The sequence below is a fragment of the Alkalimarinus alittae genome, assembly GCF_026016465.1.
Taxonomy (GTDB): domain Bacteria; phylum Pseudomonadota; class Gammaproteobacteria; order Pseudomonadales; family Oleiphilaceae; genus Alkalimarinus; species Alkalimarinus alittae.
On record NZ_CP100390.1, the window covers coordinates 3,683,334 to 3,708,890 of the forward strand.

Here is a 25,557-nt window from a genome sequence, read left to right on the forward strand (position 1 = left end):
TATGACAAAGTCAGCGCTGCAATGAGTCTTGCAGCTAAACGAGTTATTAAACAGCAGAGAGTGTTTCTAGCAATTTTTGTTGTACGCTAAAACGATCTTCGCCTTCTTCAGGGTGGTTCAATATGTAATCACCTTCTGGCTGTAACGCCCAACTAAGGCAGTTATCTTGAAGGTAGTAATCCAACTCTTCTTTAACTCTTTCTGCCAGTTTTTTATCTTCAATTGGGAAGCAGGTTTCAACACGGTGAACCAGATTCCTAACCATCCAGTCTGCACTCGAGGCATAAACAACAGGACGACCATTATTTTCAAAATAGTGGACGCGAGTATGTTCTAAAAACCGGCCAATAATAGATCGCACCCGAATATTTTCAGAAACACCGGGGATTCCAGGCCTCAAACAACAAATACCCCTGACGATAAGGTCAATTTTAACCCCTGCCTGAGAGGCTTTAAAGAGAGCCTTCATCACTTTTGGGTCAGTGAGTGAGTTTATCTTAATCAGAATATAAGCACTGTTCCCTTCAGACGCATGTTGCGCCTCTCGATCAATCAACTCAAGCATTTTGCGATGCAACGTAAACGGTGCATGAAAGAGCTTTTTTATTTTGAGCGCCTTCCCCATCCCCGTTAATTGTTGGAAAATTTTATGTACATCTTTCACTAGCGCTTCATCCGCACTCATAAAACTATAATCAGTGTATAGCCGTGCATTTCCCGCGTGATAGTTACCAGTACCTAGGTGTACATAACGCTTAAACCCACCTTCTTCACGCCGCACGATGAGCATCATCTTTGCGTGCGTTTTGTAGCCTACAACACCATACACCACCACCACACCAGCTTCTTGTAAGCGACTGGCAAGCTCTAGGTTCTCCGCCTCATCAAAACGCGCTCTAAGCTCGATAACGGCGGTGACTTCTTTACCCCGCCTTGCGGCATCAACGAGCGCCGCAACAAGCTCAGAGTCAGCCCCTGTGCGATACAATGTTTGTTTAATGGCTACCACATTAGAGTCTTTAGCTGACTGTCGAAGTAAGTCGACTACAGGCGTAAAGCTTTGATAAGGATGTAGTAGTAAGATGTCTTTTTGACGAATGGCCGAGAATATATCTTGTTTGTTATTAAGCGCTTTGGGTAAGCCAGGCGTAAAGCGGGGGTATAGCAAATCGCTGCGGCTTATTAGCTTTTCAAGATTCATCATTCGTGTGAGGTTAACGGGCCCTTCAACGCGATATAATTCCCGGTCAGACAAGCTAAACTCATCCAGCAGAAACTGCACTAACTCTTGTGGGCAATTATCTGCAACTTCTAAGCGTACAGCCTCTCCAAAACGACGACTGAGCAGCTCACCACGTAGTGCTGAGGCTAAATCTTCCATCTCGTCGTGCGCTAGAACCAAATCAGCGTTACGGGTTAACCTGAACTGATAACAGCCTTTTACATCCATTCCGGGAAAGAGTTTATCGGCGTGCTCGTGAATCATTGATGACAAAAATACTAAGTTGTCGCCACCATTACAGACTTCGTCTGGGAACCTAACCATTCTCGGTAGCGAGCGAGGTGCAGGTACAATTGCCATCCCTGTCTCACGACCAAATGCATCCTGCCCATCTAACTGAACAATAAAATTCAAGCTCTTATTAACAAGGCGCGGGAATGGGTGGGATGGGTCAAGCCCTATAGGGTTTATAACAGGTAGGATTTCAGCTTCGAAATAGTTAGCAACCCACTCAGCCTGCATATCGTTCCATTCACGGCGGCGAAGAAATCGGATATTTTGTTTCTGCAGTTCAGGAAACAAGACGTCATTGAGTATCCGATATTGTTCCTCAACCACCTCATGAGCTTTAATATCTAGCTCTGCCAATATTTGCTCTGGGGTTAGTCCGTCTGGCCCAACAGTCTCACGCCCATACTTAATTTGGTGTTTAAGCCCTGCCACACGTATTTCAAAGAACTCATCCATGTTGCTGCTAAAAATACAGCAAAACATCATTCGATTAAGTAAGGGATGATTTTCATCTATCGATTGCTTCAACACGCGGTAATTAAACTGGAGATGACTAAGCTCACGATTAATATAGTAATCATGGGAACCTAAATCTATTTCAACCGGTACCTCTTCTACGCAGGCATCAGACTCCATTTGACTGCTGTCAGATTTTTTATTGCCTTTAGCACTAGTCATTTCCGTTTAATCCTTGCCTAAATCGCGATTATTCAAATCTCATTACTGGCCTACTGAGATATATTATTTTATGCGCATTGGTTTAACATCTGTGCAGCCCGTTTAGCAAAATAAGTCAGTATGCCATCAGCGCCCGCACGCTTGATGCATAGCAACGACTCCATCATCACTGCATCGAGGTCTAACCAGCCATTTTGAGCGGCGGCTACATGCATGGCGTATTCACCACTCACCTGATAAACAAATGTAGGTACCTGCATTTCGGTTTTTACTCTACGCACGATATCTAAGTAAGGCATACCGGGCTTCACCATCACCATATCAGCACCTTCTTTTAAATCAAGCGCCACTTCATGAAGCGCTTCATCACTATTCGCAGGGTCCATCTGATAGCTTTTCTTATCCGCTTTACCTAAATTGGCAGACGAGCCGACGGCATCTCTAAAAGGACCGTAATACGCTGAGGCATACTTCGCAGCATAGGACAAAATACGCGTATTAATATGCTTATTTTCTTCTAACAAGGCTCGTATTTCGCCAATCCGTCCATCCATCATATCCGAAGGCGCAACGATATCAGCACCCGCTTCAGCGTGAGATAATGCCTGTTTCTTAAGTGCCTCAACCGTTATGTCATTTAGCACATAGCCATTTTCATCGATGATTCCATCTTGCCCATGAGTAGTAAAGGGGTCTAATGCAACATCAGTCATCACTCCGAGTTCAGGAAAGTGTGCTTTTAACGCGCGAACAGCTCTCTGAGCTAACCCCTCAGGATTCCACGCCTCCTGAGCGTCCAAAGACTTTACGTCATCAGGCGTAACTGGGAATAGCGCAATAGCAGGAATACCCAGCGCAACGAGTTCTTCTGCCTCTTTAAGCAGCAAATCAATACTTAACCGATCAACCCCAGGCATTGATGCAACGGCCTCTCGCTGATGTTCTCCCTCAAGCACAAAAACAGGGTAAATTAAGTCATCTACACTCAGTTTATTTTCTTGCATGAGTCGACGAGAAAAACCATCAAAACGCATTCGACGCATACGCGTTGCAGGAAACTGCCGTTGATTATCTTGAGACACCTTTTTCTCCAAAATCTGATATACCATTAGTAATAAGGGTTGCCCGAAAGCATAGCAAACATGCCTTTAGATTATCATTGATGCGTGACAAACCTAATACGAGAAGCGCCATATAGGACGAGGCTAACGCTTTGAACAAGCATACGTTAAGCGCCCAAAAAAATCACTATTAGCCGCCATAATGCTGCTTAAACCAATACGATATTGAGTCACCCAAATAGATAATAGAAGTGCAGTGTTAAGAATTAAAGAAAGTCTAAAAATAAAAAAGGGTGCTTATCGCACCCTGAGAAGTCAGTTCTATGGGATAGAAAGACAAAATTTACGCTACCGCACTACCCTAAATAGGTGCAGAGCCATAACTCATAGTAGGTTTTCGAGGAGGATCGGCACGAACGTTGTTATCAACTTGAGTAACCTGCCCACCACTGCTTAAGAACGCCTCAACATCACTCATTAACTGAGTACGAACCTCTTCGCGCTCTAGCAATGACAATGCTTCTGCTTCTTCTTTCTTCGTTTTTTTTGTGTTTGTTTCTACTTCTGTTTCAAACATATGCAACCCCAACTTTCGATCTTATTATTGAACGCCTGCCACCACTCTAAATGACAACAAAATGCGTTTAAGCTATAAAATTCACTCTATTTATAGCCTACCTTACCGCTGATGGCTTAAAAAACAGACCATTTGTTTGTATCTTTTTGTATCTCTTTCTTGATACGTAACAATCCGTTGGGGTCATTATATAAAGCGAGCAGTCACAATATCAACATAAGACCTTGTAATAAATGACTTAATTGTCATTTATTTTAAAGCACTCGTTGAATATACGACTATCACTACGCCTCTCGCTAGCCATTAGGCTGCTGATAAAGCTCAGCCTGCATTTCTTGAGAAAGCTGCTTTATTTTAGGAATAATCGACTGCATCTGCTTCTGGGCTAACCCCATTGACTCTTGCATTAATTGAGGCATTTTAACAATCAATTTTTTGCCCAATGGAGACTTATAGAACGCGACTAATTCTTTCAGCTCTTCCTCACTAAACACATCAACATAAACATCAACAAACTGCCCTTTTAACTTACTCCAAGACAGCTCTTCTTCCATTATTTCATTAAGTCGCTGCTGGTACTTAGCCGCTTCTGCTTTTTTTTCTTCTGATAGATTCATCTGCTGAACTGTTTGAGAAAACATAGCATTAACTTGCGCCGACATATTATCAAGCACTGAGCTCGCTTGAGAAACTTCAAGCATCTCTTCAGCTAACAACCGCTGCCTGTCCGCATCGGCATTAGCCAACGAGGCCGACACCATTAAAGAGAGTAATACCACTATTCTTATATACATCATGACTCCTGGGTGAATTTTCCTTTGGAGCACTATGATTTCACAACTCAAGCGCCCAAATCCAGCGAGATTAATGAATCTTAACTAAAAGATTTTTATACTGAGACTCAGCTTCAATTAGCCGATAAGTGACGTTAGCGTTGCTCTCGCTTAACTGAGCACGCTTTTAATTTTTCTTGCATATACGCCAACCCTTTTTCGCGGGCATACCGAACATTGCGCGCAGGTATACGTTCAGGATCATCAATACCTTCAAGTACACACGCTATGCTTTCTTCTCGTATTAAGTGTAATGCAGGATACGGTGATCGATTAGTATAATTGGCAGGGTCATCATCTAGAGCGTCTGCAAAACAGTAATCGGGGTGAAAACTAGCCAGTTGGTAAACACCTTCATAGTCTTTATCAGCCATCAAGTTATTGGCCAGTTCAAGCAACTCTAGAAAGGCTTGAAAATCAGAAAAGCCTTCAGAATATATTATTACCGTTGTTTCTATCGAGTCATTTTCATCAAGGCACTTGCACTCTGCTATTAATGCGACCAGTGCATTTTCTAACGCTTCTTTATCATGCTTATCACCTACAACCCGATATCGAATGGTATCGCGTTCCACTTCTTTTCGGGCAAAGGGGCAAAAATTCTCACCTACAACAATGGATGAAACCCAGGCTTTAGTCTGCTCAATGATTAGCTCATCAGAAGGCATGATTGATGGAACTCCATTTTAACTATAGTGATATCACTACGAACAACCAGCTACGATAAAAAGAAATAGAGCGCTGCCGTAACCGCGTAAGCCACTATACACCAATTTAAGCGTGCAATATTTTTTACTAACGCCGTTTTTTCATAGGTTCGTAAATAGCCTAATAAGCCAAAAGCCGTAACCACTAAGGCTACCTCAGAAAAGAATACACCAAACACCGTTGATGCCTGAGTGCTCCCGCCCCACAACTGAGCGTATGAGAGATAAGTAATAAGCGTCCCAAAAGACACAAAAAGTACGGGGATAATTGAAACGACGAACCACACTGTCTGTTTTTGTGGTGCGTTCATTGTGTTTTCCTGAATCATGGTCGTTCACTGCCTTCTAACTACTATAGCCTTACTATTTTACAGACAGCAACGTTGCTTGTCTTGATTCATGTTAGGAAAAACAAGATATCCTCCCGTTTTAAAGGTGCAAAATTGTTACACACAATATCGCTTTGTGAGTGCGCGTAACGGCGAGATTTATTTGTTCTATTTTTGCTAGTATTTCTTGATGGTGTGTAACTCAATAGTTTATTGCGCTCGATCTCTAAGTAACCCTTTAAGGCCTATATAACTTACGAGTCGCTGATCGTAATATCTCGTCTAACTCTTTTTTGCCTTTAAGTTTAAGCTCATTAATCACCGCCTCTGAGTTATTTTTTTGGATGACTCGCCTCAATAAAACATTCACTTCTTGAGTCGTACAGGTTTCTCTAATCTCGCCATTAAGTAGTGACGACATCACGCACTTTGCCACCACATGGCTACAGCTTTCATAGACTCTCTGATGTACGGTAAACGCGTTTAAATCTTCAATATCTCGTCCACCCAATACCCACATTGATGGGTCCATCGAACAGAGTAATCGAGTGATAATACCCACATTAAGTTGGTTGAAGTGATCGCTCAAGTCAAAATAAAGCTGCGTATTAAAGCGTTGAACGGCCTCACTGACAAGCACTGCCGCGCGATCAGATATCGGTTTAATAACAACGACCGAATGCTCGCCGCTAGACGCTTCGCGCTGCAAACCTAAACGCACTGGATAAAAGCCTGCACGCTGCCAAAAATCCAGCAGATTGGGTGTTGCGCCAAAACTAGCGCCCAAATAATCCACTCCCTCATTCAGGCTATTTTTATATACTTCCTCAATCAGAGCAGTCCCTAACCCTAAGTGATGCAGCTTGGGGTGAACGGCAATTCGCATCACCCTATCCCCTTTTAAGTCTGTCGCCTCTCGAAAACCACTAAAGCTAGATAATACCTGTGGGATTAAATGCCCTCGAGGCCTGCGTCGTCCTTGCCAGATAGCATCACCTAGCGACCGATCTAAGCCTCCTTCCCTTAACACCAAAGCGACAGCAACGATATCTGACCGATCAAAAAGAGCAGCCACACGAAGTGAAGGGCCATCGAGTAACATCCTTAAATCATCAGGACTGGTTCTATAATGAGCCAACACCAGTAAGCCAAACACCTGTTTAAGTAATGATTCATTTTGGGACAAGGTATTTTGATCGAGCCACTTAATTAGCCGTTGGCTCGGGTCTACTTGCGACGTATCAACGGTGTCACTAAGCGAGGTATTTAATAATAAAGCATCAAAAACAAACGTTTCTAGTGGGTCATTATCTGCCCAACGAATAGGTGATTTAAGGTGCAACGAATTCCATTGAGGCGTTTGCCGGTCTAATACTTTTGTAAATCGTACAGCAAACCCTCTGCCCGTACCTTCATAGCCATGAATGGTCGAAGCAAATACAATTCGAGAGTACCGCAACAAAAATGACTCAAGCATCGGCGCAGGGATAGCCGCCGCCTCGTCGACTAACACAAGATCTGCATCCGGCGAAGCCGCAATCAATTCATCAGGAGCCATAAAGGTGACCTCATGATCCACGCTCTGCTGCGTGGTAAAACTAAAGTCATGACGCACACCATGAGGAAACTGCGCTTCGAGCATTGTAAACGCACTTTCTACTGACTCAATAAAAGGCGCCGTTAACACGATTCGCCTTATACCCCTATTAATTAATTTAGCCGCAGCCAACCCTAATGCTGCACTCTTGCCTCTCCCACGGTCGGATGTAATGACCAGTGGCCGACGACGATGACCGGTCACGACCTTACAAATAGCGTCAACGGCTCGTTGCTGATCTTCTGTTATACACCCGTCTAATAATGCGGTTTCAAATGCCTGTTTTTTTGTTTGAGCTTCTTGCAATTGAGCTTGAGCAACATTCGCCGGCTCGTTTAACGCTTCATACGAGGGTGTGACCCTTTCACATAAACGCAACACCTTACCGGATGAATCAATGGCCTTATTGATTCGGGAGATAAATCGCCGCGAGAGATCAGCTCGCGCAAATGGCAATGAAGTAATACGCTCATAGTCCGGGTCATCATAATCTGACCAACCATTAGCCTCAGGTGTTATTAAAATAAACAAACCGCCCGCGACTAGCGTGCCACTAATGGCACCAAAACCATCAGGGTGAAACCCCGCATAAGCATCCATGACAATAAGCTTACGCTCACTCCCTAGATGTCTCACTGCTTTTTTAGCCGTACTGTATTCAATAACTAGAGACATTTCTTGATCTTCTAGTTGGTCAGTTAACCACAGTGCAGAACTCACACCTAACCGACTAATAGCAGCCAACGCTATCTTGTTAGCCCACGCTCTGCTGCCTGACAGAACAAGAAGCCTTCTATGCCGAGACATCTCTGTTTGTTGTTTTAGCAAATCTATTGCAAGTAGGCAGTGCTCAATATTCAAAAGGTCTTTGCTCAATTTTAGGGATCTATACGTTCCAGTTTGAAAATATTATAGCGTCATTATTCGTCACTAAGCACTTAAACACTACACTAATTGACACAATAGTATGAATAATGATTCACTTCATAGCGTACAAATGAATTAACATTCACTTTATTGCCACCAATACTTTGGAGTTACCACGTTGGCCTACCGGGAAACAACAAAAACAATCACGAAAAAAGCTGAAATAAGAGTCAAAATATTACGTTCAACGCGTAATCTCGTTCAGCAATCTGGTTTTAAGGGTGCAACCGTAAGTGCTATTGCCGAAGACGCAAATGTGGCAACAGGTACACTTTACCGCCACTTTCCATCTAAATCAGCGCTATTTTCTGAAATATTTCGAACGGCAACCGAGATTGAGGTTCGTAAGGTAGCCGAAGCCATCGAGAATAATACAACTGTTACTCAGCAATTAATCGCGGCGGTTAACTGCTTTTCTAAGCGAGCGTTAACTGCGCCGCAGCTGGCGTGGGCTCTAATAGCTGAACCCGTTGACCCAATCGTAGATGCAGACCGCCTTCGCTACCGACAAGCCTATGCAGATATCTTTGAGCAACTTATTGCAGCAGGTATGCAATCTGGCGAAATACCTAATCAACATAAATCTATCTCCGCAGCAGCACTGGTTGGGGCAATGGCTGAATCCCTTGTTGGCCCTCTATCTCCACCCAACAAAGCAAACACTGATAAAAAGAAACCCTTAGTAACGGTCAAAGATAAAGAAGCGCTTATCAACTCAATTGCTCGTTTCTGTGTTCAGGCCGTAACTGGGCAGGAGTACTCATTATGAAAAACCCTCAAACACAACATGACCGCTACTTTGCACACACTCACGTCGTTGAAAATCAACCACCAGAGCTTGAAAACATAAACCTGTTTGAGCAAGACACAGCCCTCAAAGAAGCGGTTAAGCGCGAAGGTGCTGGATGGGCGGCCAAGGAAATTTCACAATTTGGACAAGCGGTGGGGCAAGCCAGCTACATAGAACTGGGCTTTCAGGCAAACGAAAATAAACCCGTACTCCATACTCATGACAGGTTTGGACATCGAGTTGATCACGTTAAATTCCATCCAGCTTACCACCAGTTAATGAGAACATCGATTGAAAACGGCTTGCACTCGTCTCCTTGGACAGACCCTAAAGCCGGTGCACACGTTGCCCGTAGCGCCAAGTGTTATCTACAAACCCAGGTCGAATCAGCGCACGGCTGCCCTATCACCATGACCTTTGCGTCCATTCCATCACTGAGAAGACAACCGAACTTAGACAAGATATGGACACCTCTAATTACGGCACGCAAATATGACGAAACCAACCGCCCTTTCTCTCAAAAAGAAGGCGTGACCATTGGTATGGCTATGACAGAAAAACAAGGCGGATCAGATGTAAGGGCCAATTCAACCAAAGCTTATCCCGTTGGCCAACCGGGCGGCGGTGAGCTATATGAATTAGTCGGCCATAAGTATTTTGTTTCTGCGCCTATGTGCGATGCTTTTCTAGTGCTCGCCCAAGCGCCTTCAGGGCTGTCTTGCTTTTTAGTACCTCGTTGGAATGCTGACGGCAGCAAGAACCCGCTTCAAGTACTACGATTAAAGGACAAAATGGGCAATGTCGCTAACGCATCCAGTGAAACTGAGTTACGTGGAGCCCTTGGTTGGATGGTTGGTGAAGAAGGTCAAGGTGTTAGAACCATTATAGAAATGGTCTCTTTAACGCGCTTCGACTGCATGATGGGCTCGTCATCAGGTCAACGTCTTGCAGTTGCCCATGCGACTCACCACTGCCATTATCGCAGTGCTTTTGGTGCTAAATTAGACCAGCAGCCGTTGATGCAAAACGTGCTAGCCGATTTAGCACTCGAGCAAGAAGGCTCTCTCGCATTTACGATGCGCATGGCACGAGCACTCGACAATCAACACGACGAATCAGAGCAATTGCTCATGCGCCTAGGGACAGCGGTTGGCAAGTATTGGATATGCAAACGCACCCCCAACCACGCTTATGAAGCAATGGAATGCATTGGAGGCAGTGGCGTGATGGAAAATAGCATATTCCCCAGAATGTTTAGGGAGTCTCCTATCAATGCTATTTGGGAGGGTAGCGGCAACGTACAGTGCCTCGATGTGCTGCGTGTTATGTATAAAACACCTGCCGCGATAGATGCTTTTTTTAATGAAGTCGATAAAGCAAAAGGCGAAAACAGCATGCTTGATCAATACGTACGAAGTCTCAAGCAAGCGTTTACAGACCTAAATAATATTGAATACCGAGCCAGAAATATCGTTGATCGGCTAGCGTTAGCCTTTCAAAGCGCCTTACTCGTTCAGAGTGGAAATCATGCCGTAAGCGACCTGTTTTGTGCCTCTCGCCTCTCTGATAACGGGGGTCACAACATAGGTTCCATGCCTGCTAGTGGCGACTGCGCGTCCATTATCGAACGAGCACGACCTAACCTCACGGTCTAAGTACAAAACCGCTCATTGAGTTAAGCGCTTTAGGGCGCTTTTTTTATATAACGATTTAACAATCACTAACTTAATGTTTATTTAACTTGAAAGCTGATCGCTTATCATTAGGATGCTCTAGAATCGAATAACATTCACACGCTTACGTTGCTTGAATCAGCGCCCCAGAAAACAAAAAGGTAAACTATGAACGAAAACCAACGACAACAAAATCGCAGTAAATTCACCTTCGCATTTGCTGCGTTTGCGTTTGGCATGCTGATATCAGCAACCATAATGAACGCCTCAAAAACGCCATCAGCAGATCAACCAGACGCCTTGATATCTTACAAAGGCTCAGACTTTACACTCAGTGAACTTCCCACCAGCGTTGCTATGCCTTACTACGAGATGGCCCATGAGCACTATGAAAAACAGCGTGCTTTTTTAGAAGAGGCAGCGCTTCAACTAGTCGCAGCAGAGCTGGCTACAAAAGAGAACATCAGCGAAGAACTCGCTAGAGAGCAGTTGCTTTCAATCACGCCACCTTCAGAAGATGACGTAAATCGTTTTTTTGAAGCTAATAAAGAGCGTATAAGCAAACCCTTTTATGAAATAAAAGGCGACATTGCTCAGTACCTCACTCAACAAAAGGTTCGAGAGAAACGCTTTTCAGTGTTAGGTGAATTAGAAAGAAAAGGTGACTTTGCTCTGCTCGTAAAGCCACCTAAATCACCTGCTGTTTCGATCGACACCGAAGGCTACCCTACAATCGGCAATCCTGATGGAAAAATACAGATCGTTGAGTTTGCTGACTATCAGTGCCCACACTGTAAAGAGGCGAGCCATACACTTCACACCTTACTAGAACAGTATGGTGATGATATTCAACTAACCTATATGGATTTCCCTATCAACCGCTCAGGGGTTTCGAGAAAAGTGGCTGAAGGCGCTGTTTGTGCCGATCAGCAGGGTCAGTTCTGGGAATATAACAGCCTAGCATTCGACAATCAGGCTCAATTAACACTTGATTCACCAGCAACATTTGCTAATAAATTACAGCTGGATAAGGCCCAATTTGAATCATGCATAGGCGCCTCAGAGACCATTAAGAAAGTTAAAGACTCTGAATTACAAGCGATTAATTTAGGTATCCGTGGAACGCCTGCTATTTTCGTTAACGGTAGAAAGCTAGAAGGCCATGAAATAGAGCAAGCGCTCACTAAAGCGGTTAAAGAATTACTTTAACCCTTATGAAAAAAGCCAGCAGCTTAGCTGCTGGCTGTTCTATTTACCATTGAATAGGTGCTGCACTTGAGCCAGCAGTAGGTCTAACCTGCTTATTCGTTTCTATATCGGTAACGCTAGAACTTTTCTTTACCAATCGAACAACAGCTCCTTTTTTAACCGCCTTAACATCACCACTAGTCAATGTGGCAACCGAATATTTCGGTAAAACAGAATCAACAGTTAGCTCACCAACTTTCTTTCCTTCTATTTTAATAGAGATACCAGTATCAGGGTCTTTTAACGTTCGGCCTTGCGACAATAGTTCAAACTTATCGCCTTCACTTACTCTTGATTTCCCTTGGTTAAGATATACCTCACTAGGACTTACGACATCCATCACTTTTACCGGGTAGATAACATCCATAATGCTGCTAACAACAAGCCCGGCAATATCATCCAATACTGAGGATGTGCTTTCAGTTTCTGCCCGCGCTTGCTCTTCTACTAAGTTATCAGTCCATAAAATTTTCTGAGTCGCAACTTCAATTACTTGATATGAAAGGTCAAACCGGTCAATCACCTCCACTTGGGTCATGCCATAGAATGTTTGACGTTCAATCTTGGTCGATAAATCATGTATATTGCCGACAATCATAAAGTCAGCACCTACTAAGTTCCCTAAACGACTCGCTTCTACAGCCGGCACATTATTCGAAGAAAGCAGTGCCTTTTCTGAAACGTATTCACTACCGTAGTTCCGATTGACTACTGTGAATTGCTGTGTTTGCATCAGCGAAGTTTGTATTTTGTCCCTCATTCGGCTCGACATCTGAAATGCATTACTACCCTTTTCTAAATCATCGATAGCAAATGTGGCATGAGTAAACCTAAACGGCATCACAGCAATGCTTGAGCGAGCATCGTCTTTAATTTCAGAATGGTGCATTGGGATTTTAGCGACAACCGACACCTCCCACACATCATTATTATCTTTAGGTTTCTTTACGCTGCTTACACTATAAGACTGAACCCAGCCCTTTGACTGCGTAAATACCTGCTCTTCAACCCCAAACGAAGCGGTCTTTTTTTCTAAGGAATCATTTACCAAGTGTTTAAAATCAAGCTTAAGCTGTTTCTCGCTCCCAACCTCAAGCCCTCTTACTTGGCGAACAGCGTCCATCAGGGCTGAACTTAAAGCCGTTTGGTAGCTTTCACCAAAGCCCGTCGTTGTTTTCTCAACCAGTTCAGTCTTGGCCCACACACAAATTGGAATCAGAAAAACCAGTATTGCTAATCGCTGTAGATGCTTTTTCATCCTTAAAACTCACACTAAAATGATCGTTCATGTATTAAAAAGGCCGAGAATGCTCTATTTCAAAACAGATCTCAGCCTTTCTATGTTTATTTATGTAGTTTAGAACGTGTTATAGAGACATAAATGACTTTTCGCCAGTTTTACGAATTTCTTTTTCTCCAGCCCACTCCATAATGCCACTTTCAAGGTTGACTAATTTAAGCGTGAACTTGTAATAAACATCCTGCGCACCGCTGTTTCGTTTCACGATACTAGACATGTTGCCATATAGCATAAACTCAGCCCCCGTCTGCTTACCAAATGCAGCCGCTTTAGAAGGGTCGACCATGCCGCTATCCATCTGAAACTTCATTTGCTCTTGAACTGCCCTTACCGCAGTCATATCAACAAAGCGAAACTTACCTGATTGTAGCAATTTAGTTTGAATCGTATCGGTAATAGATTCCGTATCAATATGCTCAGTAGTTTTGTTCTTGATTTTATCAACAAACACCACAGGACGGCGGGAGGATGTCATCTGAACAATAGGCGGAAAGGTGACTAAGTCATCAACTAATTTAGCCGCAATAGACTGCAAGTCCGTTGACCCAAAGCCCAATGTCGTTGTTTCAACCGATGTCGCATCGCCATATTGTATTTTCGGACCACTGGCACAAGACGCCAGCATGAGAGCAGCTAAAACAACTGCAAAAATTCGCATTATTTTCATTCTTTTCTCCATTTTTAGTTAAAAGCTCAGTCCTGAACCAGGATCTTAAAAGAGTTTACCGTTGGGTTTGGTGCAACCCCTTGAACGGTCTTGCTTTCATGAGGCGTGATGCTGATTGGCAACCAAGGAAGACTATCAATAGCAACTTCAAACCCATTTTTATCTAGCCATTTAAATTTATACTGAAAGTTAAGCTGACTCCCTGAGTCATTTTTTATGGCGACCTGGGCTTTCAATAAGTTGCCGACAAACCCCGTTTTGGTGTCGGCTATGGATAAGTTATCAGATAGTAGTCCACTATTAGACTCAATAATTTGAGTCGTACCATCATCATTAACCGTAACTGTCGCAGTTTCATTAACTGCACAGCCCAATATGGCAGAAGACAGCCCTGCAAGCATTACTGTTCTTAACACTACTCTTCGCATTTCCGTGCTCCTTGTGACGCTATATTACTTAGATTAAAGTTCGTATACCTGCGTAATTAAACTATTATTTGCATTAACTATTCTTACAAAGATCGTTCGCTTCGCCTGAACATCCAGCGAAACGTTGGTGTGAGCCAAAGGCGTAGAAAAGGTAACAACCCTTTCTCCTTCATTAAGGTTAAACCGCATCACCTGCCCTGTTTGAGGAAGCGTCAACCAACTACGTCTATCTGCACTCTCAGATATAATATTATAGGCCGTAGCTATCAACTGACCAGCCCAGCCGCCATGCGACTCTGCTTGTTTTTGCAGTTCATACTTAGCATACCCTCTCAACACCTGCCGTACCATTAAAGCAGGCACTTGCTCCTTAAGGCTTTTAACCGCAAGAGCGCCCACATCCACCACGGTTTCAGTCCAACCTAAATCATTAAAGTCTTCATCTGAGGCCCTTAAGTGCTGACTCACAGGCCAGTGCTGAATATCGTAATAGGGAAATGCCAAAGAGATAAGACCGCCATCAAACGTCGGTAGCGGTATTTTTATTTCACTCTTAGCAGGAACAAACCCATCCTCAAAAAACACAACAACAACACCTTGGTTATCGTTTGCCTGATTGAAGTCAGTATTACTAGGCTGCCCACCTAACTTATAAGTGACTCTCGCTATATCCTGTTTGAGTAATTGACTACCCGAATTGATCTCTAACGCTTTTTTATAATCAACCAACGCAGAGTTAAGCTCTCCTACTGACTCCCAAAAAGCAGCTGAAGCATAAAATGTATACGCATTCTGAAATGAACTTTTTACACGTCCAACAACAGGATCCAACCCCGAGAATGCAGGTGTTAAAGCATTCAGGTCAATATTTTCTTCTTCCGCTTTCTCAAAAGCATTTGCTACTTCTTTTTCATGCTTTTCTAGTAAGACGCGCTGCTCTAAAGCAACCCGTCTAAATTCGACAGAAGCACCTTCAAGATCCCCTTCACCTAAATAATTAAAGGCTTGATGATGGTGAGTAAAAATACGCTCGTAACCAGCGCCTTTATAAGGAATGGCATTATCATTAACCAATAACGAAGAGCCTTGCGCAGCCGCTTTTGATAACTCAATAGTCGATGCTAAATCTTGCTCATCAAAACTTGAAATAACAAACTCGAAATCTGATTTACTTTCATCAAAACGAGAACTGAGTTGTGTAATGCGACCCCGCTCCATCATGTAAAGCATCGCATCCGCACCCTCTCTCTCTTCGTCTAACTTGGCTAAAGTGGTCGCGATACCGGCATCAGTTTGATTTGTGGAAATAATCTTCTTAAATGCAGTCGCTTGAGTGGGGTATGCTGTAAAAAGAGAAGATGTGGCGCACCCCTGCAGTAAAGCGAACAAGACTGATACTAGAATGCCTCGAACAATAAAACTTGACCAGCCCATAGTACAAAATTCCTTTTTCAAGATGCTCGAATTATATTCATTAAATGCAAAGGGCAGCAAGACAAACACCGCAACAAAACCTTTCTATGCTTGGTTTTACGGCTGAGTTGGCATGGTTTATCACACCTCTGGTTATCTTATTCTCGACAGTTTATACTACGCCCCCTTTACTATACGCTCTATTCGTTAGCACCCAAACATTTGAGATGCTGTTTTAAACTGTCAAACTGAACCTATCGAGCCGATAGCAGAACTCAGTCGTTAACACTCGAAGATAAGCCTATGCCGCAGCAGAAAAAACTGGCTCTTGCCAGCATAAAAAGCATGTATCGAGTCTTTACCGTGCCTGAAGCACCGGACTCAACGCTGAGCCAAATTGACAAAAACATCTCTCGAAATCTTGCAGGCTTTCTTCAAGACCATATTGTCGCGGTTGAAAAAGATTTATCTGAAGTGGAAAAAGACTTCGCTGATCCTAAAATTCCTGACAAGCCCATCTTTGTCTCAGAACAAACCCAGTTTTTGCTTGATAAAGTCGTTGCGCAATCTGTTCATACTGCATCACCTAGTTTTGTCGGTCATATGACCTCAGCGCTTCCTTATTTTATGCTGCCTCTTTCTAAAATAATGATTGCGCTTAACCAAAATCTGGTAAAAACCGAAACATCCAAAGCCTTCACACCGCTAGAACGCCAGGTGATGGGGATGCTACACCGATTAGTATATGAGCAAGATAATGATTTTTATCATCGTTGGATGCATGACGCATACCATGCACTGGGCTCTATGGCGTCAGGCGGTACTGTCGCCAATATTACCGCTCTTTGGGCGGCAAGAAACCTAGCGTTCCCACCTGAAGGAAATTTTAAAGGCATTAACCAGCAAGGTTTCTTTAAAGCGCTTCGGTATTACGGCTACGAAGGTGCTGCCATCGTAGTATCTAAGCGTGGGCATTACTCGCTAAGCAAAACAGCCGATTTACTAGGCATTGGCCGCGAAAACATCATCGCTATTGATACTGATGACAACAACCGAATTCAACTCGACCAACTAAGAAAAAAATGCATCGAGTTACAAAACAAAAAAATCAAAATTATTTCTATTGTAGGTATTGCCGGAACAACAGAAACAGGTAATGTTGACCCACTAGATGAGCTTGCTGAGATCGCACGAGAGTTTAAAGCACACTTCCATGTCGACGCTGCATGGGGAGGGCCTACCCTTTTCTCTAGACAGAATAAACACCTTCTCAAAGGCATAGAAAAAGCAGACTCAGTCACACTTGATGCCCACAAACAGCTTTACGTACCAATGGGGGCTGGTTTGGTATTATTTAAAGACCCAACCAAACTTAATTCGATTGAGCACCATGCTCAGTACATCATACGTAAAGGCTCAAAAGACCTTGGCAGCACAACCTTAGAGGGCTCACGACCGGGCATGGCAATGCTGGTTCACTCAGGTCTTAAAATCATTGGCCGTGAGGGCTATGAAATCTTAATAAACCAAGGGATCGAAAAAGCACGCGCCTTTGCCAATATTATTGAGCAAAATGAGCTGTTCGAACTCATTACAAAACCTGAATTAAATATACTCACCTATCGTTATTGTCCCAACTGGGCACAAATCGCGCTCTTACAGGCGTCTCCTGACGAGATGGAGAGGATTAATACTCACCTCAATAGAATCACCAAGTTCATTCAAAAAACTCAACGTGAACTCGGAAAGGCATTTGTATCAAGAACCTGTTTAGAGCCATTGCGGTATCAAGCCGTGCCCTGCGTAGTATTTAGAGTGGTGCTCGCTAATCCGCTCACAACGATAGAGATACTAGAAGAGATCCTTAGTGAGCAGGCTGAGCTAGCCAAGCACCCTAAAATTGCGAGTGAAGTCGCAGCATTTGAAAAACTATGTAGCCATCATAGCACTCAAACTAAAGCCTGCTAGCCAAGCATATGATCAGCAAAGACTTTATCATCAAGTCCTTAGCGCTTACCCCTCATATCGAAGGCGGTTACTTTAAAAGAACATACGAGTCAGCGCTCAAAACCGAAAACACCCAATCGGCTATGAGCTCAATATATTACTTACTGACTGATGACGCCCCTACAGGCTTTTTCCATCAGAATAAATCAGACATTGCTCATTATTTTCATTCAGGATCTCCCATTAAATACACAATGATTAGTCCTAATGGCGAGCTAACAACCAACATACTGGGGCCGGATCTAGAGTTTCAACTCATTGTGAAAGGTGGCTACTGGAAGGCAAGTCAACTATTGACGGGATGTTATGGGCTAGTTAGTGAGGCCGTCTGCCCAGGCTTTGAATATAGCGATATGAAAATCGCATCTATAGAACTGATGCAATCCTCATATCCAACACACATAAACGAAATAAAACACCTTATTAAACCTTTAAAAGGTTAATAAAGCGCACTCTCGTCCTCTAATACATCTTTAATAATATCGATAAAAATACGATCAGCATCACTAAGAACCTCAGGAATTCTCACAATAGTCTGAGAACTAATAGCTTCAGCAATTTTAGCATCCGCATCGGGTTCATTCTTAAGGTTTCGCGCAATATCCATACATGTACTAGCAACAGTAGGGTCACTTAGCACCTTTTTGATAAAGGTCCGCAATTCTGAAATAACCTTAGCCTGACGACTTTCTTCTGCACTACTCATAAAATCACTCCCAAAGACACAGATCTAGAAATAATAAAACAGGCGTTAACAAAGCGCCTGCATAATTGAATTTATTATCGCCTCACAGCGTTGAGCCGCTTTACCCATGCGGGCATAACTTAGCTGCACAGCCTTAAACCATTTAACTCGCTCAGAAGCATTCTGAAGACTCACTCACCAAAAACTTGATTACGCCCATTTTCTTTGGCTTTATATAAGTTTTGGTCAGCCTTATCGATCAATTGCGTAGCGGCTTGATCTTTAACTTTTTCTGCGCAACCTGCGCTGATCGTCAAATAGTTACCCGTAGACGAAAATTCATGGCTTATCATTTGGTTTTCAATCGTCCCTCTTAGCCGCTCTGCCACCCGCATAGACCCCTCCAAGGTTGTATTAGGCAGTAACACAACAAACTCTTCGCCGCCGTAGCGCGCGACGATATCAGTAGGCCTAAGCAAGCTACTCAATAACGTTTTTGCTACCAATCGTAATGTGTCATCCCCTGCCAAATGACCATAGTTATCGTTATAAGCTTTAAACGAGTCTATATCAATCATTATTACTGAAAGCGGCAAAGACTCTCTAGATGAACGCGCCCACTCCCGACCATAGAGCAGGACAAATCCACGGCGGTTATTCAACTCTGTCAGAGCATCAATGTGTGCAAGCTGGGATAACTTCTCATTCGTTTTTTGAAGCTGTTCTTGTATCTCAACAATACGCCCCATTGCCCGAACCATTGCCTGAAGCACGGGGCCGTTTACAGGCTTGGCAAGATAGGCATCACCACCGGCATTAATACCTTCTACAAAGTGTGCATCTGAAGAGTTAGAGCTAAGAAAAACAATCGGTAGCCAGTCGCCAAAAAGTCTAGCCCTAATCCTCCGCGTAACTTCGAATCCATCGATGCCAGGTAGCTGAATATCCATTATGACGAGGTTTATCTGCTTTTTGTCAAACAGCTCCATCGCACTTTCACCGGTTTCAGCTGTTACCACGCGATGCCCCATTTCCTCTATGTAGGCGGTAACAAGCTCGCGGATAGCTCGACTATCTTCAACTAATAATACATTCATCTAACTTCCGGCAAAAAATTGAGTTATCAAATATGGCTAATTTATAGTAAGGCGTACTTATATTAAGACATACGTCTATATCAACCTACTTATACTATAGCCAAAATTATCAATGTATATATGGAATTAGTTAAAACTAGAGAAAGAAACAGGTGGTGTCATTATAAATACGAATCGAAGGAATGAGACAGCAGCCATTAAACAAAGCTGCTGTCATACACTATATCGCTACTAGGGGATCATCATGCCCCTAATAGTAAAGAACAAGACAGCAGCCAATAGTGCCGAAGCGGGCACCGTTATAATCCACGCTGCGGCAATTTTCGCTAAATGAGAGCGTTTTACCAACTCTTCACGATAAACAAGTTTTAAGCGTTTTCGCTCACTTTTCGGCAAGTGAACCTCAGCGGTCTTTTTCTTCAGTTTTTTCAGCATCTGATCCATTTCATCAACGGATGCTTTTTTAAAATCTTCTAAGAATTTTTTAACCTGCTCACGATCTTTACCTTCATGAAGCTCTGCAATAGAGTGCAGCTGGCTAGCATAGCTAACCTTTAGATATTCTCTCAAGAAACCCACGCCAAAAATGCCTCCAACGGCAATATGAGTAGAACTCACAGGCAACCCTAACTGAGAAGCAAAAATAACAGTTATCGCTGCAGCCATTGCCACACAGTAAGCGCGAATTTTGTTTAACTCAGTAATTTCAGATCCGACCGTTTTAATTAACTTTGGTCCGTAAAGCATCAGCCCAAGCGATATACCGATAGCGCCAACCATCATCACCCAGATCGGAATATTCGCTTTTGCAGAAATACCAGAATCAACAATTGAGTTACTTATTGCAGCCAAAGGCCCAACAGCATTGGCTACATCGTTCGCCCCATGAGCAAAACTTAGCATTGCAGCCGCAAATATTAGAGGGATGGTAAAAAGCGCGTTAACGCCATCTCTAGAGTTCTCAATGCTACTCGCTAGACGATTGATTGCAGGCTTAACTAGCACTAAAACGACAATGGCCGCTGCAAACCCTATGCTAATGGCCGTTAAAAAATCAAGCTCCCATATTTTCTTAAGGCCTTTAAGGGCTAAATAAGTAACAAACGCCCAAGCCATCAAAGCAATTAATAGGGGGACGATTCGTTTTGCCGCGCTACTTACATCATCTCTATAAAGTATCGTTTTCTTTATAAATAAGAGGAACGCAGCAGCAATTATTCCACCCAGTGCAGGCGATATAACCCAGCTAGCAGCGATCGCGCCCATTTTGCTCCAGTTTGCGACATCAAAACCACCCGCTGCAACACCAGCCCCTAACACTCCGCCAACAATAGAGTGCGTTGTAGAAACAGGTGCCCCTAACCAAGTGGCTAAGTTAAGCCAGAGAGCACCCGCTAGCAATGCAGCCATCATCAGCCATACAAATACATCAGGATCGGTGATCGATGTTGGATCAATGATGCCTTTTTTAATGGTGCTAACCACCTCACCGCCAGCCAATAACGCCCCTGCGGCTTCAAATATTGCGGCTATCAGTATCGCACCCGTTAATGTCAGTGCGTTGGAGCCAACGGCAGGGCCTACATTGTTAGCTACGTCATTGGCGCCAATATTCATGGCCATATAGCCGCCAATCATCGCGGCAATAATTAATAGATAGTTGTCGTCGATACCACTTGTCATTGTGGCGACATAAAACATGATACCGACCATAAAGAAAAGGCCGATTCCCAAACGCATCATTTCGTTTTGATAAGGGGCTGCTGCTTTTTCAATTTGATTAATGTTAGAAAACTCCATCACACTGAAACCCGTTAGCTTTTAAATATTTGCTATCAACCAGTGCATATAGCGACCAGCGACACTCTCGACCCCGAACATATTCGAGTGACCGCCTAGTCTGTAGGCTGCCCGTTAAGTTACAAAACTATATTTTAACTTCGTTAACTTAAAGGTGGTGCACTATAGGATGAAACGCTCAAAAATGGAACCGTTTTTAAGCATAAAAATCCACCAAAAGGGCTTCTCCCCTTGCGGTATACAAAGTGAGCGTTAATGTCAATTTCACCTATTTAGCTAAGAATATGTACTGAAAGAAGCAAGACGATTCGTTTACAATTAAACACATATAAGCTATGACTTAAGAGTAGAATAAGAAATATGGAGTTAATAAATCGTCCACGTCAATCAGAGCTCAAATGACCCATAGAAATAACCACTCGGATTCAATTCAAGAAAGGGTAAACACTCGGATCTCGTCTGTAAAAGAAAGAGATGATCAACGGGTACTTGACGTCTCTACAAACCTATCTCTGGGCGCACTGTTCTTTTTAGTGCTTATCGGCAGTAAATCGCATATTTCGGGCAACCACTTTCATGGCTATATGCTGTATTTTTTTGGTGCCATTACGATAGCTAATTTGGCCAATTACCACTACAGCCAAAACAAACTATTTTACCATCGCGCATTTATCTCCATGGTTGGAGTGCTTTTTCTTTATTTAACCGCATCAGGTGGAGAGAGCAACACGGGACCCTTGTGGTTTTATGTGTTTCCTCCCCTCGGGTTTTATATATTCGGCATCCGAACTGGACTCATTTTGTCAGTCATAGCCGTCATATTGGTAATGATCATATTTTCTTTTCCTCAACTCCCCTTTGTCACAACCGAATATGCCACAGACTTTAAAATTCGTTTTATTGCGACCTTTTCGTTTGTTACGGCCTTCGCTTATATACTTGATGATGCAAGAAGATCCGCTAAAAGCGAACTCATCGAGATGGCAACACTCTATGAATATGCAGCGAGAACAGATGAGCTCACTTCACTCTCCAACCGGAGGGATATGAAAGAATGTTTAGATAAGGAGTTCTACCGCCATCAGCGTAGTAATAGTTACTTTTCGATTATTTTAATAGACATCGATTACTTTAAGCGTGTTAACGACACCTATGGTCATGATGCGGGCGACGCAATATTACAAGAGTTTTCATTATTATTGATGGGGCTTTCAAGACAGATTGACGTGGTATCCCGCTGGGGTGGTGAGGAGTTTCTGATGCTTTTACCCGATACGTCTCTTTTACAAGCTCTCACGCTTGCTGAAAGGCTAAGAGTCGCTGTAGCTGAACATACCTTTAAATATAAATCTGAAGTCATCCCTGTCACTATGAGTGCGGGTGTTTGCGCGGTTAGCCAACATGAAAGCATTAACCAACTACTAAAGCAGGCCGATATCAATTTATACGAAGCAAAGTCAAAGGGGAGAAATCGAATTGAGCCTGCGGTAAAAAGCTTCTCGTCACCGTAAGCGGAGAGAAAAAAGCACACAGCATTACTTTACATTAGGGCAGCGAAAGCCTATATCCTTAGTAATAAATAGGCCTTTTTGAACTGATACGGTTTCTATTATCAGCAGTGTACCCTTAACAATAATAAAATATGATGTACAGACTATATGCAACTAAGACTGATATTACTGCTAGCAACGGTGCTTTTAAGCCCTCAGCTTTTTGCAGCAAAAAATGAAGTTCAACCAGGCGTTGCTCAGCAGCTTCTAAACCTGAGTTATGTTGAAGACGCGTCTAACGCTCTCAATGTAGACCTGATTCTAGCTAGCGAAGATTCCATCGCATGGACTGAAGTCTATGGGGAAATTGCAAACTTTGGCTACACCGACTCCCCATACTGGTTTAAATTTACAGTATCCAACCCTTCCAACGTAGATATTGATAAACTGTTAGAAGTTAGTTACCTACAATTAGACTACATCGATTTCTACGAAATAAAAAATGGCGAAGTAGTAAATACATACCAAACTGGTGACCGCTACCCATTTTCGAAACGCTTAATCGATCACCCTTACTTTCTTTTTCCTGCCAACCTCCCCGCTAAGTCTTCTACTGAGTACCTACTGAGGGTGCAAACGGGGGGTACAGTACAACTCCCCGCTCATCTGTGGGACAGTCAGTCTTTTTTTGTTGAAATAGGCAAAGAGGATCAAATACACGCCATTTTTTATGGCATCTTAGCGGTATTAGCCCTATTTAACTTTTTTATCTATTTGGCACTCCGTGAGAAAACATATCTTTATTACTCAATGGCCACATTTGGCTACGCCTTCTTTTTTGCAGCCATGCGCGGCAAGACGTTTCAGGTATTATTTCCAAGCCTGCCCGAGATCCATAACCAAAGCATTTTGATCGTAATCCCCTTCACAATGCTATTTTCAGCGTTGTTTGCCCGTTCATTCCTTTCACTGAAAGATTACAGCAAACTTCTTGATCAATGCACTAAGGTAATTGCAGCTCTCGCATTTGCTTGCATGGTGGGTTCCTTTTTCCTCAGTTATGCAGACTCAGTTCGCATATCAGTACTACTCTCAATTCCTAGCTATTTAATATTACTGGCCATTGGTCCCATCGTCTGGGCAAAAGGCGCTCATTTAGCACGTTACTACACGATAGCGTGGGGCCTCTTAACAGCGGGTACTGCCATGACCTCACTTAATAAGGCGGGGGTTATCCCCAATAGTTTTATTAGTGAATACGGCATGCAAATTGGCTCTGCCCTTGAGGCAATACTACTAACAATAGCCCTTGCTGAAAGACTATACCGAGAACGAGAAGATAAACTAACCGCTCAGGACTCGACCATTAGAGAACACAAAGAGCGCCTACAGACAGAAATAAAACTGGTCAACCAGGCACTACACCACCCTATCACCCAATTACCCAATCGCGCCTGTTTTGAGATGCTCATTAGCGATAGCATACGGCGTAGAAACGAAGGGCGATTTGCAGTTTGTTTAATCAACCTAACTCGATTTCATGAAATAAACAAAACACTTGGCCATAACAACGCAGACCTTCTGATTGAAGAAGCAGCAAGCCTGATTAATAAAACCGTACAGAAACTGCCGGGAATTCAAATAGCAGAAATTAAGGACAGCGATTCTTTTTATGCATTTTCTTTTGAGGGCGCCACCTTTGGTATTCTTATTGACATAGAACACTCTGAGCAAGTAAGAGAGTCGGCCAACGAGATTATTAAGAACTTATACCAGCCGATAGAATTCAAAGGCATGATGCTTGAACTCGACCCTGCAATAGGGGTTTCAACATTTCCGGAGAACGGCCGAGAAGCATCGACCTTAATTCGTCACGCAAATGTTGCCTTAGAAACAGCAGAAAAAAGCGACCGTAAACTAGACTATTATCAACCCGAGCAAGATCGCTATAACGCTCGACGATTAACGCTTATGTCTGAGTTGAAGCAAGCCATCAGTAATAACCAGCTTTCGCTCTACTTTCAGCCCAAGATAAACCTGAGTACCAATACTGTAACGGGGTTAGAAGCACTGATTCGCTGGCATCACCAACGTTTCGGATTTGTACGCCCTGATGAGTTCATCCCGATTGCAGAGCAAACAGGCATCATAAAACCTCTCACTCGGTGGGTTGTTAAAGAGGCGCTACGCGTTCAGCATGAACTTCTCAGTGAAGGCTATGATATCGATATATCCATTAATATATCCGCTAAAAATTTAAGAGAGGAAGACTTTGTCTCCTTTATTTCTGAGGCTTTAACAAACAACAAAAAACCAAAAATCACCATAGAACTCACAGAAACATCTATGATGGAAGACCCATTAAAAGCACTTCAAGTATTAGAAGATCTAAGCCAAACAGGTGTTCGTTTATCAATAGATGATTTTGGCACGGGCTACTCTTCGCTAGCCTATATAAAGAAACTTCCCGCAAATGAGATTAAGATTGATAAGTCGCTCATTTTTGATTTAACGAGTAACAAAGGCGACCAAGTAATCATCAAAACAACCATTGAGATGTGCCATCAACTCGGATTCACCTTAGTGGCGGAGGGCGTTGAAAGCCAGCGCGTGGTAGACATCTTAAAAGATCTTAACTGCGACATTATTCAAGGCTATTACATATCGCCGCCACTTCCAATTAACAAACTAAAGCAATGGCTTGCTGACATAGATGGCTACGCAGCACTCGCTTAAC

The 25,557-nt window shown here is 43.2% G+C and carries 21 protein-coding genes; 7 read left to right on the forward strand and 14 right to left on the reverse strand.

What is annotated here, in order from left to right:
- Nucleotides 1–46: 46 nt before the first annotated feature.
- From ppk1 to NKI27_RS16635, 7 genes are all read right to left on the reverse strand, one after another.
- Nucleotides 47–2,191 carry a polyphosphate kinase 1 gene (ppk1, locus tag NKI27_RS16605; RefSeq protein ID WP_265047145.1) on the reverse strand — a complete coding sequence of 715 codons (2,145 nt, stop codon included), beginning with the start codon at nucleotides 2,189–2,191 and terminating at the stop codon, nucleotides 47–49.
- 68 nt (nucleotides 2,192–2,259) lie between these two features.
- On the reverse strand, nucleotides 2,260–3,273 hold the full coding sequence (gene hemB / locus NKI27_RS16610) for a porphobilinogen synthase (protein WP_265047146.1): 1,014 nt from the start codon (nucleotides 3,271–3,273) through the stop codon (nucleotides 2,260–2,262).
- Between the two features lie 340 nt (nucleotides 3,274–3,613).
- The gene (locus NKI27_RS16615; RefSeq protein ID WP_265047147.1) at nucleotides 3,614–3,829 is read right to left on the reverse strand and encodes a hypothetical protein; all 216 of its coding nucleotides are present in this window, start codon (nucleotides 3,827–3,829) and stop codon (nucleotides 3,614–3,616) included.
- Between the two features lie 296 nt (nucleotides 3,830–4,125).
- Nucleotides 4,126–4,626, reverse strand: coding sequence for a DUF2059 domain-containing protein (locus NKI27_RS16620; protein WP_265047148.1), 501 nt, complete (start codon nucleotides 4,624–4,626; stop codon nucleotides 4,126–4,128).
- Nucleotides 4,627–4,757: 131 nt separating this feature from the next.
- The gene (locus NKI27_RS16625; protein ID WP_265047149.1) at nucleotides 4,758–5,330 is read right to left on the reverse strand and encodes a DUF1415 domain-containing protein; all 573 of its coding nucleotides are present in this window, start codon (nucleotides 5,328–5,330) and stop codon (nucleotides 4,758–4,760) included.
- A 50-nt stretch (nucleotides 5,331–5,380) separates the two neighbouring features.
- Nucleotides 5,381–5,680: a hypothetical protein gene (locus NKI27_RS16630; protein WP_265047150.1), complete on the reverse strand. Its 300-nt coding sequence runs from the start codon at nucleotides 5,678–5,680 to the stop codon at nucleotides 5,381–5,383.
- Between the two features lie 256 nt (nucleotides 5,681–5,936).
- On the reverse strand, nucleotides 5,937–8,171 hold the full coding sequence (locus tag NKI27_RS16635) for a tRNA(Met) cytidine acetyltransferase TmcA (protein ID WP_265047151.1): 2,235 nt from the start codon (nucleotides 8,169–8,171) through the stop codon (nucleotides 5,937–5,939).
- A gap of 169 nt (nucleotides 8,172–8,340) precedes the next feature.
- Here NKI27_RS16635 and NKI27_RS16640 point away from each other — a divergent pair, with 169 nt between their 5' ends.
- The 3 genes from NKI27_RS16640 to NKI27_RS16650 all read left to right on the forward strand — a co-directional run bounded on the left by NKI27_RS16640 (nucleotide 8,341) and on the right by NKI27_RS16650 (nucleotide 11,894).
- Complete coding sequence (locus tag NKI27_RS16640; RefSeq protein WP_406802579.1) at nucleotides 8,341–8,991, forward strand: TetR/AcrR family transcriptional regulator; 651 nt, start codon at nucleotides 8,341–8,343, stop codon at nucleotides 8,989–8,991.
- The gene (locus NKI27_RS16645; RefSeq protein WP_265047152.1) at nucleotides 8,988–10,667 is read left to right on the forward strand and encodes an acyl-CoA dehydrogenase family protein; all 1,680 of its coding nucleotides are present in this window, start codon (nucleotides 8,988–8,990) and stop codon (nucleotides 10,665–10,667) included. Before NKI27_RS16640 ends, NKI27_RS16645 begins: the two co-directional genes overlap by 4 nt.
- A 186-nt stretch (nucleotides 10,668–10,853) precedes the next feature.
- Entirely contained in the window at nucleotides 10,854–11,894 is a 1,041-nt protein-coding gene (locus tag NKI27_RS16650; RefSeq protein WP_265047153.1) for a DsbA family protein, read from the forward strand.
- Between the two features lie 43 nt (nucleotides 11,895–11,937).
- Here NKI27_RS16650 and NKI27_RS16655 read toward each other — a convergent pair whose 3' ends face one another.
- From NKI27_RS16655 to NKI27_RS16670, 4 genes are all read right to left on the reverse strand, one after another.
- Nucleotides 11,938–13,191 (reverse strand): penicillin-binding protein activator LpoB, encoded by a 1,254-nt coding sequence (locus tag NKI27_RS16655; protein WP_265047154.1) that lies wholly within the window; start codon nucleotides 13,189–13,191, stop codon nucleotides 11,938–11,940.
- Between the two features lie 109 nt (nucleotides 13,192–13,300).
- Nucleotides 13,301–13,900, reverse strand: a complete 600-nt coding sequence (lpoB, locus tag NKI27_RS16660) for a penicillin-binding protein activator LpoB (RefSeq protein ID WP_265047155.1) — start codon at nucleotides 13,898–13,900, stop codon at nucleotides 13,301–13,303.
- A gap of 26 nt (nucleotides 13,901–13,926) precedes the next feature.
- Nucleotides 13,927–14,328: a YcfL family protein gene (locus NKI27_RS16665; RefSeq protein ID WP_265047156.1), complete on the reverse strand. Its 402-nt coding sequence runs from the start codon at nucleotides 14,326–14,328 to the stop codon at nucleotides 13,927–13,929.
- 33 nt (nucleotides 14,329–14,361) lie between these two features.
- Complete coding sequence (locus tag NKI27_RS16670; RefSeq protein ID WP_265047157.1) at nucleotides 14,362–15,762, reverse strand: COG3014 family protein; 1,401 nt, start codon at nucleotides 15,760–15,762, stop codon at nucleotides 14,362–14,364.
- Between the two features lie 282 nt (nucleotides 15,763–16,044).
- On the opposite strand from NKI27_RS16670, the gene panP reads away from it, so the two are divergent.
- The gene (gene panP, locus NKI27_RS16675; RefSeq protein WP_265047158.1) at nucleotides 16,045–17,709 is read left to right on the forward strand and encodes a pyridoxal-dependent aspartate 1-decarboxylase PanP; all 1,665 of its coding nucleotides are present in this window, start codon (nucleotides 16,045–16,047) and stop codon (nucleotides 17,707–17,709) included.
- A gap of 8 nt (nucleotides 17,710–17,717) precedes the next feature.
- On the forward strand, nucleotides 17,718–18,191 hold the full coding sequence (locus tag NKI27_RS16680; protein ID WP_265047159.1) for a cupin domain-containing protein: 474 nt from the start codon (nucleotides 17,718–17,720) through the stop codon (nucleotides 18,189–18,191).
- On the opposite strand, the gene NKI27_RS16685 is transcribed toward NKI27_RS16680, so the two are convergent.
- From NKI27_RS16685 to NKI27_RS16695, 3 genes are all read right to left on the reverse strand, one after another.
- Nucleotides 18,188–18,454, reverse strand: coding sequence for a hypothetical protein (locus NKI27_RS16685; protein WP_265047160.1), 267 nt, complete (start codon nucleotides 18,452–18,454; stop codon nucleotides 18,188–18,190). The two genes, NKI27_RS16680 and NKI27_RS16685, sit on opposite strands and share 4 nt — an antisense overlap.
- Nucleotides 18,455–18,624: 170 nt before the next feature.
- Entirely contained in the window at nucleotides 18,625–19,530 is a 906-nt protein-coding gene (locus NKI27_RS16690; protein WP_265047161.1) for a GGDEF domain-containing response regulator, read from the reverse strand.
- A gap of 231 nt (nucleotides 19,531–19,761) precedes the next feature.
- Nucleotides 19,762–21,330 carry an inorganic phosphate transporter gene (locus NKI27_RS16695; protein WP_265047162.1) on the reverse strand — a complete coding sequence of 523 codons (1,569 nt, stop codon included), beginning with the start codon at nucleotides 21,328–21,330 and terminating at the stop codon, nucleotides 19,762–19,764.
- A gap of 398 nt (nucleotides 21,331–21,728) precedes the next feature.
- Here NKI27_RS16695 and NKI27_RS16700 point away from each other — a divergent pair, with 398 nt between their 5' ends.
- Together NKI27_RS16700 and NKI27_RS16705 are read left to right on the forward strand one after the other, a co-directional pair.
- Nucleotides 21,729–22,841, forward strand: coding sequence for a GGDEF domain-containing protein (locus NKI27_RS16700; protein ID WP_265047163.1), 1,113 nt, complete (start codon nucleotides 21,729–21,731; stop codon nucleotides 22,839–22,841).
- A 147-nt stretch (nucleotides 22,842–22,988) separates the two neighbouring features.
- Nucleotides 22,989–25,556, forward strand: a complete 2,568-nt coding sequence (locus tag NKI27_RS16705) for an EAL domain-containing protein (protein WP_265047164.1) — start codon at nucleotides 22,989–22,991, stop codon at nucleotides 25,554–25,556.
- The last annotated feature ends 1 nt before the right edge of the window (nucleotide 25,557 follow it).